Annotated in this window: 10 protein-coding genes and 1 pseudogene; 6 read left to right on the top strand and 5 right to left on the bottom strand. The window is 66.1% G+C overall.

Going from position 1 to position 12,689, the window contains the following annotated elements:
- Nucleotides 1-22 precede the first annotated feature (22 nt).
- The 3 genes and pseudogenes from AT701_RS06870 to AT701_RS06860 form a co-directional block, all read left to right on the top strand.
- Nucleotides 23-211, top strand: a pseudogene (locus tag AT701_RS06870) (DUF302 domain-containing protein); the annotation flags it as partial.
- A gap of 75 nt (nucleotides 212-286) precedes the next feature.
- Entirely contained in the window at nucleotides 287-1,903 is a 1,617-nt protein-coding gene (locus AT701_RS06865) for a peptide chain release factor 3 (RefSeq protein WP_058125519.1), read from the top strand.
- Nucleotides 1,904-1,984: 81 nt separating this feature from the next.
- A complete protein-coding gene (locus tag AT701_RS06860; RefSeq protein ID WP_058125518.1) occupies nucleotides 1,985-2,347 on the top strand; it encodes a hypothetical protein in 363 nt (120 codons plus the stop codon).
- Between the two features lie 121 nt (nucleotides 2,348-2,468).
- Here AT701_RS06860 and AT701_RS06855 read toward each other — a convergent pair whose 3' ends face one another.
- The 3 genes from AT701_RS06855 to AT701_RS06845 form a co-directional block, all read right to left on the bottom strand.
- Nucleotides 2,469-3,383, bottom strand: coding sequence for a mechanosensitive ion channel family protein (locus tag AT701_RS06855; protein WP_011727594.1), 915 nt, complete (start codon nucleotides 3,381-3,383; stop codon nucleotides 2,469-2,471).
- Between the two features lie 44 nt (nucleotides 3,384-3,427).
- A complete protein-coding gene (locus tag AT701_RS06850) occupies nucleotides 3,428-5,770 on the bottom strand; it encodes an esterase-like activity of phytase family protein (protein ID WP_058125517.1) in 2,343 nt (780 codons plus the stop codon).
- Nucleotides 5,771-5,879: 109 nt separating this feature from the next.
- The gene (locus tag AT701_RS06845; protein WP_058125516.1) at nucleotides 5,880-6,476 is read right to left on the bottom strand and encodes a DUF2510 domain-containing protein; all 597 of its coding nucleotides are present in this window, start codon (nucleotides 6,474-6,476) and stop codon (nucleotides 5,880-5,882) included.
- 156 nt (nucleotides 6,477-6,632) lie between these two features.
- On the opposite strand from AT701_RS06845, the gene AT701_RS06840 reads away from it, so the two are divergent.
- Nucleotides 6,633-8,615, top strand: coding sequence for an OPT family oligopeptide transporter (locus AT701_RS06840; RefSeq protein WP_058125515.1), 1,983 nt, complete (start codon nucleotides 6,633-6,635; stop codon nucleotides 8,613-8,615).
- Nucleotides 8,616-8,625: 10 nt separating this feature from the next.
- Here the strand turns inward: AT701_RS06840 and AT701_RS06835 are convergent, their stop codons facing one another.
- On the bottom strand, nucleotides 8,626-9,423 hold the full coding sequence (locus AT701_RS06835; RefSeq protein WP_058125514.1) for a maleate cis-trans isomerase family protein: 798 nt from the start codon (nucleotides 9,421-9,423) through the stop codon (nucleotides 8,626-8,628).
- A 37-nt stretch (nucleotides 9,424-9,460) separates the two neighbouring features.
- A complete protein-coding gene (locus AT701_RS06830) occupies nucleotides 9,461-10,492 on the bottom strand; it encodes a 2,5-dihydroxypyridine 5,6-dioxygenase NicX family protein (RefSeq protein WP_058125513.1) in 1,032 nt (343 codons plus the stop codon).
- Nucleotides 10,493-10,694: 202 nt separating this feature from the next.
- On the opposite strand from AT701_RS06830, the gene AT701_RS06825 reads away from it, so the two are divergent.
- Both AT701_RS06825 and AT701_RS06820 read left to right on the top strand, forming a co-directional pair.
- Nucleotides 10,695-11,192, top strand: coding sequence for a MarR family winged helix-turn-helix transcriptional regulator (locus AT701_RS06825; protein ID WP_036452762.1), 498 nt, complete (start codon nucleotides 10,695-10,697; stop codon nucleotides 11,190-11,192).
- Nucleotides 11,193-11,406: 214 nt separating this feature from the next.
- Entirely contained in the window at nucleotides 11,407-12,675 is a 1,269-nt protein-coding gene (locus AT701_RS06820) for an FAD-dependent monooxygenase (RefSeq protein WP_058125512.1), read from the top strand.
- Nucleotides 12,676-12,689 lie beyond the last annotated feature (14 nt).

The raw sequence follows: 12,689 nt of genomic DNA, 5'->3' as shown, positions 1-12,689 counted from the left end.
GAATAGACCGGCCAGAGCCTTCCACGACGTCACCGCCGGGCTGTTCGCGCCCGTAGAACTGCTGCTGACCAGCGAAGACGAGGGGCGTAGTGCGCTGACGTACGTCAAGCCGTCGTCGCTCATGGTCGTCGAACCCAACCCCGATCTGGAGGCCGCAGCCACCGCCCTGGACGACAAACTGGCCGCGATGGCGGCCGCGGTCACCGCCTGAGGACTGTGGGCGCCGTCGCTCGAGATCGGCTCGATTACGGTTTTGCCCGCGCGCGCCCATACCATTTATGACGACATGACCGACACCCCCGCCCTTGCTCCCTCCGCCAACACCTCTCTTTCCCGCCGCATCGCCGCCGAAGCCACGCGCCGCCGGACCTTCGCCGTCATCAGCCACCCCGATGCCGGTAAGTCGACGCTGACCGAGGCCCTGGCGCTGCATGCGCGGGTCATCACCGAGGCCGGTGCGATCCACGGCAAGGCGGGCCGGCGCTCCACGGTGTCGGACTGGATGGAGATGGAGAAGGCCAGAGGCATCTCGATCACCTCGACGGTGCTGCAGTTCCCGTACCGCGATTCGGTGATCAACCTCCTCGACACCCCCGGCCACGCCGACTTCTCCGAGGACACCTACCGCGTGCTCACCGCCGTCGACTGCGCGGTGATGCTCATCGACGCCGCGAAAGGCCTTGAGCCGCAGACCCTCAAGCTGTTCCAGGTGTGTAAGCACCGTGGCATCCCGATCATCACGGTCATCAACAAGTGGGACCGCCCCGGCCGCCACGCCCTTGAGCTGATCGACGAGATCCAGACGCGCATCGGTTTGAAGCCCACTCCCCTGACTTGGCCCGTTGGTATCGCCGGTGACTTCAAGGGTGTGCTGGACCGCCGGGGCGGGCAATTCATCCGCTTCACCCGCACCGCGGGCGGCGCGACCGCCGCGCCCGAGGAGCACATCCCCGCCGACGCCGCGCATGCGGCCGCCGGCGACGACTGGGACACCGCGGTCGAGGAGTCCGAGCTGCTGAGCGCCGACGGCGGCGACTACGACCGCGACGCGTTCCTCGCCGGGACGGCCTCGCCGACGCTGTTCACGTCGGCCGCGTTGAACTTCGGCGTGAACCAGCTGCTCGACGTGCTCGTCGAGCTCGCACCCTCGCCCAACGGCGCCGTCGACGTCGACGGCGAGCGCCGCGTCCCCGACGCGCCGTTCAGCGCATTCGTGTTCAAGGTGCAGGCCGGCATGGACTCCGCGCACCGCGACCGCATCGCCTACGCCCGCGTCGTGTCGGGCACGTTCGAGCGCGGCGACGTGCTCACCCACGCCGCCACCGGTAAGCCGTTCGTCACCAAGTACGCGCAGTCGGTGTTCGGCCAGCAGCGCTCGACGCTGGACGACGCCTGGCCCGGCGACGTGATCGGGTTGGCCAACGCCCAAGCGCTGCGCCCCGGCGACACGCTGTATCGCGATGTGCCCGTGCAGTTTCCGCCGATCCCCAGCTTCTCGCCCGAGCATTTCGCGGTGGCCCGCGGCACCGATCCCAGCAAGCACAAGCAGTTCCGCCGCGGCATCGAGCAGCTCGAGCAGGAGGGCGTGGTGCAGGTGCTGCGCTCGGACAAGCGTGGCGAGCAGGCCCCGGTGTTCGCCGCGGTCGGCCCCATGCAGTTCGAGGTGGCCTCGCACCGCATGGCGACCGAGCTCAGCGCGCCGATCTCGCTGGAACCGCTGCCGTACCAGGTCGCGCGGATCGTCGATCCCGAAGACGCCGACTTCATGAACCGCCAGCCGTCGGCCGAGGTGATGACCCGCAGCGACGGCGTCATGCTCGTGTTGTTCTCCACGCCGTGGCGGCTCGAAGGGTTCCAGCGCGACAACCCGGACATCAAGCTGCGGTCACTCGTCGCCTCCTAGGGGAGCACACATATGCATCGAAAGTGCGATATCACCGGTGATATCGCACTGTCGAAGAGACTGCATCTACCGTGACACCCGATGGCCGAGCCGACCGAACGACGCGCACCCGGTAACAAGCACTGGGGATGGTTCGCGGCTGTTCTCATCGCAATGCTGTTCGTCGGCTTCGCCGTCGCCGTGGTGGCGATGCTGCCGCTCGCCATGGCGACCGACGCCTGCCATGAGGGAACCACCGACCGTGTGTGCCAGCTGTCCGGCCATGGCCAGAACGTGCTCGTCTTCATCCCGTGGATGTCCCTGGCAGCCGGCGGAGTCACGGCTGTCGTGGCGGCAGGGGTGGCCAATCACTTCAAACGCTCGCCCCTGTTCGGCCTGCCGGTCGGCGTCCTGTCCTATCTCGCGATGATTCCCATCGGCTTCTGGCTGGCGTTCGTCGTCTAGTTCCCCACTGAAATCACCGGTGATATCGGACTTCCGACATGGTGCTGCAGAGCGGATACAGCGGCCTGGTGGTCGACCCCGGCGGTCCGTCGATCGCGATCCCCCGCTCCGTCCTCGCGGGCTAGGCGTTCGGCGCGTAGATCTCGTGTTCGTCGTACGCACGCAGGATCTCGCGACGTAGCCGTCGCTGCACCGACCACTGCGCGTTGGGCCGGGTCTTCACGGTCATCCGCAGCGTGACGTGATCGGCCGAAAAGTCTTGCACGCCCAGCATCTCGGGTTCGCCGAGGGTCTTGTCGGACACCTTGGGGTCGGCGAGCGCTTCTTCGGCGGCCTGCAGTGCGATCTCCTCGGCGCGGTTGAGGTCGGTGGTCACCGCGACGGGCACCTCGACGCGCGCGACGGCGTAGTCCTGGCTCATGTTGCCGACGCGCGCGATCTCACCGTTGCGGACGTACCAGAGCGTGCCGTCGATGTCGCGCAGTGTGGTGATGCGCAGGCCGACGCTTTCCACCTGGCCCACCGCAGCACCCAGATCGACGGTGTCGCCCACGCCGTACTGGTCCTCCAACAGCATGAACATGCCCGTGACGAAATCTCGCACCAGGTTCTGCGCACCGAAACCGATCGCCACACCGGCGACACCCGCCGAGGCGATCAACGGCGCGATGTTGACACCGAGCACGCTGAGCACGCCCAGCACCATCCACCCGAGCAGCACGATCGACACCGTGGACTTGAGCACCGAACCGATCGTCTGCGCGCGCTGCTGACGCCGCTTCGCGGTCTGTGAACTCGACGCGGCCGCGGGGGCCCGCTCACGCAGATACCGCAGCAGCGGTGGCCGTCGGCTGGGCGGCTTGCCCTCCTCGCGTTCCTGGTGGGACCGGCCCGTGGTGGCACGGTCGATCAACCGGTGCAGCACGTACCGCGCGATGAGCACGATGACGATGTAGGCGGTGATCCGGATCGGGACCTCGATGAACCAGTGCCGGTTGGTGTCGGTCCATTCGAAGGCGACGTTGTAGACATCCATGATGGCGTCCGCATACCCACTACGAGCGCCGCTCACAACGGGATCTACCCGTCGAGTGCCTCCGAGGCCGGCCCGAGATCGAGGAACACCGTCTCGCCGTTGGCGTCGTCGAGTCCGTCGTTGTCGGTGATGACGTACAGGTTGCCGTTGCCGCCGACGGTCACGCCCTCCACTTTCTCCTGCACGTAGCCGTGTGTGGCCTGAAGGTCAGGTAGCAGGTCGCGCGCGAGCGTCTTCTGCAGCACCCTCGGTACTTCGCCGGCCGACGTCACACCGTCCCCGTCCGGAATGGCCACCCGATACAGGGATTTGACGCGTGCGTCAGGGCCGTTGAGCTTGTCGCGTTCGAGTACCAGCAGCTGACCGTCGTGGACCGTGAGCTCGGACAGACCGATCCAATCGTCGTCGACCGAGGTCGTCTCCAGCGGATAGCCGTACCACTCCCACCGGTCGCCCTCGGGGGTGTAGCGCCCGATGCGCACCACACCCTTGGGGTCGCTCTTGAGTTCACGCTGCAGCGCCACCCACACCGCGTCCCCGTCGACGGCCACGCCCTCCAGGCCCTGCCCGCCGAGCTGCGCGGCGACATCGGCGGGAAGTTTCACGCGCTTCTCGATGCTTCCCCTCGCGTCGACGAACACGAGTTCATTCGCGGGGCCTTCCTCACCTTCCACCGCGAGCACGAATCCGCCGTCGGGCCGGGCAGCCACACCCTCCGTGTCGAGTGTGACGGGCTTGCCGTCCTCGGTGACCGCCAACTCGGTGTCGATCAGCGCGGGGGTCTGCGCTGTGTCGATGCCGAGAACGCGGGCCGGGCCGTAGGCGTTGTCCGTGGCGGTGTACAGCCGGTCGGGATTCTTCGGATCCGCCGACAGCGCGCCGAGTGCGCCCCAGCCGATCGGGACGTTGTCGATGTCGCCGGACACGATCGACGGGAACGACGGCTTACCACCGACCTTCGCGTACTGCTCACCGAAGCCGTACACGCTCACCGAAGCGCGCACACGGTTTTCGGCGTCATCGGTCTCCGACGAGATCGCCAGCAGGTTGCGCGACGGGATCGGCAGGATGCCCTCGGGCCCCGGTGTGGTGGGCAGGATCTGGCGGAACACCGGCGAACTCGGATCTGTGACGTCGTAGACCGCGACGAAATTGCTGCGCTCCGAGGCGATCAGCGCGGTACGGCGACCGCCGAGGTCGGTGATCGCCAGCCCTTCTGGCTCAGGGCCTTTCGATTCGGCGCGGCTCTCGATGTGCAGGCCGGTGCGCACCGCGAGCTGTTCGAATGTGTTGCCGGCGTCCCACACCACGTCGCCCGTGGTGGCGTCGAAGATGGTCCAGCCGCGCGTGCCACCCTTCCAGTCCCCCTCGTTGGCCGTGGCCACATGGGTGTCGTCGATCCAGCCGATGGCGTCGGGTTCGCGGGGTGTCTCGGGGATCGATCCGGTCTGGTCGATGGTGTCGTCCTCGGCGGTGTCGATGCCCTCGACGGATTCGCTTCCCGCACTGAAGATCTTGATGACGTCACCGGTGGCACCGTCGATGATCGCGATGCCGTTGTTCTCCTGCAGCGTCACCGCGACCTGACCGCGGGAGTTGATGCTGACGTACTCGGGCTCCAAGTCCTCGGGCGTGTCGAGTCCCGCGGCGCGCGCTGCTTCGACGTCGAAGTCGACCCGTCGCGGCGTCCATGTGTTCGGCGCACCGGCAAGGTCGATGAGCTGCACGAAACCTGTTGGTGGCTGCGGCAGGTCACCTTCCTCACCGCCGGGTGGGGTGAACTCCTCGTCGCGCTGGTTCTCCATGGCGATCGCGGCGAATGTCCCGTCGGGGCTGATCGCGATCGAATCCGGTTGCCCGCCCAGGTCGATGCTGTGCACGCGCGTGCGGTCGGCGACGCGGACGATGTCGACGCGTCCCGACGGGTGCGGGAAGTCGCCGCCCGTGGTGTCGACGACGACGAGCACGAACTCACCGACTGCGGCCACCGAGGTGGGCTGGTCGTCCTGATGTCCCAGCTCCTTGAGCGAGAGCGTGCCCTTGCCAACCGGTTTCGCCGCATCGGTGATGTCGACGAATCCGATGCGCTTGGCGGCGGCGTCGGTGTAGATCAGCGTGTTGCCGTCCGGCGTGACGGTCGAGATTTCCGCGACGGTCTCGGCGTCGACGGGATCCTCGGCCGGCCGGTTGAGGAACACCGGGTAGGTCGCGGTGCGGTGGTAGCGGTCGGCCGCCGGCAGGTTCCAGTCGATGGGCGAGATGGCACGCGGGCCCGGCGCCGCATCGTCGCGCGACGGCTCCTTCTCGGTCGCGCACCCCGCCGCGATCAGTGCCACCAGCGTCGTCAACGTTGCAGCCCGCGCTGTCGACTGGCTCATCCAGGTCATTCGTCACCCTTTTCAGTTGTGCCAAGGTCGCGCAAGAGCTTGGCGTGGGCAGGTGAGCGGATGGGGACCTACAGGTGAACGGGCAGCGACGGGTTCGTTGCGGTCCCGCTCACGGTGTCGGGGGTGGCATGTAGCGCCCGTGAACTCCCCGCGGATCGCCCTGCTGGTACAGCTGGTCCTCATCCTCGGCACGCTGCGCGAGCATATCGCGATGGAACTGCTCGGCCCGTTGATGCTCGTCGCGTCGCTGCGCGGACTTCAGCAACCACACACCGAAACCCGCCACCACACCGAGCACACCGAAAACAACCAGCAGCCAAGGATGTTGGCCGACGAGCCCGAGCAGGAACAGCCCGCCGATCACCGCGGCGACCACCATGGCCGGCCTGCGGTTGGCCGTCCGCACCACGCCCGCCCCGCTGACCGCCACGGCCGAGGTCCCCCCGCCGCCGAAGATCGCCACCAGGATCCAGATCGGCAACCACATTCCGCAGGTCAGCAGGGTCAGCACGGCGTGCAGGCCGTGGCTGGGCCCACCGCCGGTCGCGACGGCCACCGCGACCGGGGCAGGTGGCGGCGCGGCGGGTGCGGGTGGCGGTGTCGGCACGAAATGCTGGGTCCACCGGCGTCCGTCGTGATAGCGCTGACCGGGCTGACCACTGGGGTCGGGGTACCAGCCGGCGGCAGGGATGTTGGGTGCGGTCATGACGACTCCTTTTCTCGAGAGCCGCTCAGAATGACACCGGGCACCGACAAAAACGGCTTGATCCTGCCCACGATCCCCAGGTTCGGGGCCTAACGTGTAGAAGCACCTGGCCGGCGGGACGCGTCGGCCTGCCGTCCATCGGAAGGAAATCCCGAGGTGACCTCGGAAAGCACTGCAACCCCCGCCACCCCGACGCTGCGCGAACTGACCGTCCGGGGCATCCTGCTCGGCGGGGCGATCACGCTGGTGTTCACCGCCGCCAACGTGTACCTGGGACTCAAGGTCGGGCTGACATTCGCCACGGCGATCCCGGCGGCGGTGATCTCGATGGCGATCCTGCGCAACTTCCGCGACCACTCGATCGTGGAGAACAACATCGTGCAGACCGTGGCGTCGGCCGCGGGCACGTTGTCGGCGATCATCTTCGTGCTGCCCGGCCTGGTGATGATCGGCTGGTGGACCGGGTTCCCGTACTGGATCACCGTCGCGGTCTGCGCCGTCGGCGGCATCCTCGGCGTGATGTATTCGATCCCGCTGCGCCGCGCGCTGGTGACCGGATCGGACCTGCCCTACCCCGAAGGCGTCGCGGCCGCCGAGGTGCTCAAGGTCGGTGAGCGCACCGAGGGTGCCGAGGACAACCGGATCGGTCTGCGGATCATCACGTTCGGCTCGATCGTGTCGGTCGCGTTCGCACTGCTCGCCAATCTGAAGGTGCTGGCCAATTCGATCACCGCGTACTTCCGCGTCGGCGCGGGCGGATCGATGTTCGGTGCGAGCCTGTCGTTCGCGTTGATCGGTGTCGGACATCTGGTGGGCATGACCGTCGGCATCGCGATGCTCGTCGGCCTGGTGATCTCGTTCGGAATCATCCTGCCGTTCCGCACCATCGGCGATTTCGCGGGCAGTGAATCCGTCGCCGACGTCATCTCCAGTGCGTTCGCCAACGAGGTGCGGTTCGTGGGTGCCGGCGCGATCGCGGTGGGCGCGGTGTCGACGCTGCTGAAGATCCTGCGCCCGATCGTCAAGGGCATCACCGAGGCGCTGGTGTCGGCCCGCGAGCGCCGCGAGGGCCAACTTGTCGACATCACCCAGCGCGACATCCCGTTCCCCATCGTGATCGCGACGATCGTGGTGATGCTCATCCCGATCGGGTTGCTCATGTGGGACTTCAGTCTGGGGACCGCGTTGCAGGGCAAGTCGGCCGCGATCATCGCCGCGAGCCTGGTGTTCATCTTCGTCGTCGGCGGTGTGATCGCCGCGGTGTGCGGGTACATGGCCGGTCTGATCGGGTCCTCGAACAGCCCGATCTCCGGCGTCGGCATCCTCACCGTGGTGGTCGCGGCGCTGATGATCAAGTTCGTGTACGGCCCCACCGACGACACCAGCTCCACCGCGCTGGTGGCGTTCACGCTGTTCGCGGCGGCCGTCACGTTCGGCGTGGCCACCATCTCCAACGACAACCTGCAGGACCTCAAGACCGGTCAGCTGGTCGGTGCCACGCCGTGGAAGCAGCAGGTGGCGTTGGTGATCGGCGTGCTGTTCGGGTCGGCCATCATCCCGCCGGTGCTCGATCTGATGCAGACCGCGTTCGGGTTCCTCGGCGCGCCTGGTGCCACCGAGAACGCGCTCGCCGCACCGCAGGCCGCGCTGATCTCGTCGCTGGCCAAGGGTGTGTTCGGCGGCTCGCTGGACTGGTCGTTGATCGGGCTGGGCGCCGCGATCGGCGTCGTGGTGGTGATCATCGACGAAATTCTCATCCGCACATCACGGTTCGGCCTGCCGCCGCTGGCGGTCGGCATGGGTATGTACCTGCCGATGAGCCTGACGCTGATCATCCCGATCGGCGCGATCATGGGGTACTTCTACAACCGCTGGGCGTACCGCACCGGCGACGTCGAACGCAAGAAGCGTCTCGGCGTGCTGCTGGCGACCGGTCTGATCGTCGGCGAGAGCCTCTACGGTGTCGTCTTCGCGGGCATCGTGGCGGGTACCGGCAACGAGGACCCGCTGGCGATCTTCTCCGGCAACGACGGCAGCTTCGCGCAGATCTTCGGCCTCGTCGCGTTCTTCGCCGTCATGCTGTGGCTGTACAAACGGACGCAGACCATTGCGAACCGCGACGTGGTGGTGAAACGCTGACCGGATCGAGCTAGGTCTCGACCTCGCGGGACACCGACCCGGCCAGTTGTCTGGACCGGGGTTCGCCGCTGAGCAACCTGCCCGCCGACGGCACAACGGGCGCCAGACCCAGCCTGTCGAGGATGGTGTAGGTGGTCGCGGTTGCCGCCGACAGCACGGGAAGCCCGGCCTCTCGCTCCACCGCATCGATCGCTTCGAGTGACGGCATCTGCACGCACGCGGACAGCACGAGCGCGTCGGCATTGCGCAGATCGACTTTGCGCCAATGGGATCGGAGATCGGCAGGATCGAGCCGGGCGACCGCGAGATTGTCGGAGACCTCCAGGCTGAGCGCATCGACGACTTCGACGCCCGCGTCTTCGATGTAGTCGGCGACCATCTTCGTCAGCGGTTTGAGATATGGCGTGATGATCGCCACGCGACGCGCACCCAGCACCTCGATTCCGTTCAGGAGCGCCCCCGCACTCGACACGACGGGAGCGGCGGACCCTCCGGCGGCGAGCGCGCGGGCAATGTCGGCTTCGGCGGTGCAGTGGAACTTCGGGCCCTGGGCCATGATCGCCACCAGGCAGGCCGACGCGACAACGTCGGGATCGGCATCGGCCAATTCCGAGGCGCAGCGCTCGGTCTGCGCGTTCATGGCCCGAAGTTGCTCAGGCGTGACATGTTTCATGCGCATCCGGCTGGAGTGAAACATGAAGCGCTCGTCGGGAAACAGGTTCTCGCGCGCGGCCAGCATGCGTGGAAGCTCGGTCTCCATCGTGAGATTCGAGCTGGGGACGATCAATCCGACGTGGTAATCGGTCATGACAGGGTTTCCTCCGGTGCGATTACTGCGTGATCCGTCACCGGCGTGCGGCCGGCTTCATATCGTCAACCACCACGTCCCCATCGACGACGATCGGCTCGTCGTCGAGATAGAGGGTGCAGTTTCGCATCGGTATGTCGAAGTGACACGGCGTGTCGTTGGGCCCGCCGAGTTCGTTGTTGGGACCGATCGAGAACATCACGTTGCCGTACACCGAGCGCAACTCCATGCCCATGCCACCGGGGAACTGGGTGAGTCCGTGCCAGTGTGCGCGTTCGTCGAGGCCCCATCCAACGTGTGACATCCCGTAACCGCGTGGATCGTCGAAAGATTCGATGTAGCTCGACAACAAGCTTGCGTCCAGACCGCCGCGGATGTCGGTGATCAGTCCGTTCTCGATGGTCAACGTGACCTCGGTCTGCACATAGGTGTTGAACGGCAGCAGGACGTCGCCGGGGCTCAGGACGATCGTCCCGTCCACGCCGTCGTCGGCACCGCCGCTGAACACGAACGCGGCCGGCCAGTGGTCCCATCGTCCCGGGGTGTCGGTGTATCCGTACTCGCTCATGGTGGGATAGACGCCCAACTGGTACACCACATCGGTGCCGCCAGGGCTGGTGATCCTCATGGTCTGCGCCTTGGCGAGCAATTCCGCACCCACCTCGACCCGCTCGCGCAGCTCAGGAGTGGGCATCAACCGGGCCAGCAGGGGTGCCGGTTCGACCACGGTGAGAATACGGGTCTCAGCGTCTTGAATGGCGAACTGTTCCTTGCTGAACAGCAAGAAAGTCAGGTCGATCAACATGTCACTCTGCTTGAGCGCCTCTACCGCAACAGGATTGGTCCCCAGTCCGGAATCTCCGACGGCCCAGGCACCGCTCGCGTCCTGAGCGGTGGGCAGCCGAAGATGAAAAACGTTGGCACCCAGCTTTCCTGCCGCCCACAATGCCGCGTCGGCATAATCGAGGCGTTCATGGCCACGGGTGAGTACCGAGACAGTTTCCCCCTCGCGCACGGCACTCAACGTCAGCTGGCGCAGGAACAGGTCGTTCAACTGAGACTGGTCCACGAGCGTCCCCTCCTGGTGTCAAAAACAGGCAGGCCGGCAGAACACGCACCTGCCAAATTAGTCCGAACACTGACTATTCGCCCGACACCCCTGCTCCGTCAAGGCGTTGACGAAACTTTCTTGTTAAAAGGAAATTGCCTGCGTACCCGACCGCACCCGGTGGCGCGATCGGAGCAAAACAGAGAAGAACTATCATTGCGACGTGGTCAACAGTCGATCCGTCGCCGACGCAGCCCAGTCCGGCCCCTCCTCCCCGGCCACACCTCCGGAGTTGGCAGAGGCGCCCGGTTACCTGGCACGGAGACTCCACCAGGCGTATCTCGCCTCGTGGGTTCGGCACGTCGACAGCACCCTCACCGGCCCGCAATTCGCGGTGCTCAACACCGTCTACCGTCAGCCTGGCCACGATCAAGGCTCTCTGGCCTCTTCGGTTTCGCTGGACCGATCGACCATGGCCGACGTGGTCCGCCGACTCGAAGAGCGTGGGCTCGTAGAGCGCAAGAGCGATCCGCGCGACGGGCGAAGGAAGCTCCTGTTTCTCACCCCGAAGGGCGAGAAAACGTTTCGTGCGGCAAATCGCCGGGCACGCGAACTCGACGAGCGTCTTCTGGCCGGGAAAACCGCGGCCGAACGCGCCTCTCTGATCGCGCTTTTGAGCGAACTGGCCGAACACTGGGAGTCGATCGCCCCCGTTTCCTGACCGTTGCCGCTGTTCAGGCGGCACGTCGGCCTCAATGTAAAACTCTGCACCAAAATCGATGCAGGGTCTTGACTTCAGATATCGTCCGTGTTCGGATTAATTCCTCGACAAGCTCAGGCTCGGGCAGTGCAGCCCCGTCACCTGGATCTTTGTGGTGTGCAGCGGCAGCGGTCTTCGGTCAGACCGTCTCACGCCGCCTCTAGGAGGAAAATCCATGGGAAGAATCGGTCAGTCGTTCGAGATCGTCGTGGCCGGAGCGGGCCTTGGCGGCCTGACCGCGGCGCTGGCGCTGCGCCAAAAGGGTTTTCGCGTCACCGTTTTGGAGAAGACAGCCGAACTCGGAGAGGTCGGCGCCGGCATCCAGACCGCACCGAACGCCAGCCGCGTGCTCATCGGACTGGGATTGCGCAAGCAATTGGAGCGTATCCACACCGAGCCGCAGGATCAGGTGCGCAGACGCTGGAAAGACGGCAGCATCATCGCTCAGACAGCGTTGGGATCGCGGTGCATCCGCGACTACAACGCACCGTACTGGCATTACCATCGCGCAGACCTGCACCGGGTACTGCTGGACGCATGCCTCGAGCCGGACCCCGGTCCGGTGGTACAGGTCCATACCAACGCCGCCGTCGTCGACGTCGATCAATCGGTGCCCGAGCGGCCTGCCGCCGTGACAGCTGACGGGCGTCGATTCGAAGCCGACGTGATCATCGGCGCCGACGGCATCCGCTCGGCAGTCCGCGACGCCGTCGGGTTCGCCGACACCCTCGAATTCTCAGGCGAAATGGCTTATCGCGCTTTGATTCCCGGCGACAAGATCGCCGCGGATCCCGCCACCCGATGGCTCGTGGACAGATTTCAGAGCACCATCTGGTATGGCCCCGACCGACATCTGGTGCACTACATGATTCGACAAGGCGAGTACCTCAACGTGGTCGCCATCGTGCCCTGCAGCCCCCAGATCGAGAAGGACTGGTCGGGTCCCGCATCGGTGGACGATCTCACCGACGCATTCCCCGGCTGGGACGACCGGGTGCCGGCCATGCTGTCGAAGGCCGAAGGCAACGCGTCGGTATGGGCGATGTACCGGCGCCGCCGGGACCCGGTGTGGGTCGACGGCCGGGTCGCGCTCCTAGGCGATGCCTGCCACGCGATGCTGCCCTACCAGGCGCAGGGTGCCTCACAGGCCATGGAGGATGCCGCGGTGCTCGCCGAGGAACTGGCCGAAGTGTCCCGCCACGACATCGATTCGGCATTGATGCGTTACGTCGCTCGTCGCGCGAAACACGCCGGGATGGTGCAGGATGCATCACTGGAGAACATGTCGTTCTACCACCTACCCGACGGGCCCCAGCAGCGCCTTCGGGACGAGCAACTTCGCAATTTCGACGGCGAATCGGATGTGTCGTACGACTGGCTGTGGAGCGGGACACCCCTCAAGGACACCGATCTGCATGCGTTCACCTACCCCTTCGCGAAATGAACAGCCAGAGTTCC

This window comes from Mycolicibacterium smegmatis (assembly GCF_001457595.1).
Classification (GTDB): Bacteria; Actinomycetota; Actinomycetes; order Mycobacteriales; family Mycobacteriaceae; genus Mycobacterium; species Mycobacterium smegmatis.
Note: the sequence above shows the minus strand (reverse complement) of the source record. Positions and strands in the feature narration are given on the sequence as shown.

Excerpts from the sequence above, each read along its gene's own strand:
- AT701_RS06865 (WP_058125519.1), top strand. The coding sequence starts at position 287 with ATGACCGACACCCCCGCCCTTGCTCCCTCCGCCAACACCTCTCTTTCC.
- AT701_RS06860 (WP_058125518.1), top strand. The coding sequence starts at position 1,985 with ATGGCCGAGCCGACCGAACGACGCGCACCCGGTAACAAGCACTGGGGA.
- AT701_RS06855 (WP_011727594.1), bottom strand. The coding sequence starts at position 3,383 with ATGGATGTCTACAACGTCGCCTTCGAATGGACCGACACCAACCGGCAC.
- AT701_RS06850 (WP_058125517.1), bottom strand. The coding sequence starts at position 5,770 with ATGACCTGGATGAGCCAGTCGACAGCGCGGGCTGCAACGTTGACGACG.
- AT701_RS06845 (WP_058125516.1), bottom strand. The coding sequence starts at position 6,476 with ATGACCGCACCCAACATCCCTGCCGCCGGCTGGTACCCCGACCCCAGT.
- AT701_RS06835 (WP_058125514.1), bottom strand. The coding sequence starts at position 9,423 with ATGACCGATTACCACGTCGGATTGATCGTCCCCAGCTCGAATCTCACG.
- AT701_RS06820 (WP_058125512.1), top strand. The coding sequence starts at position 11,407 with ATGGGAAGAATCGGTCAGTCGTTCGAGATCGTCGTGGCCGGAGCGGGC.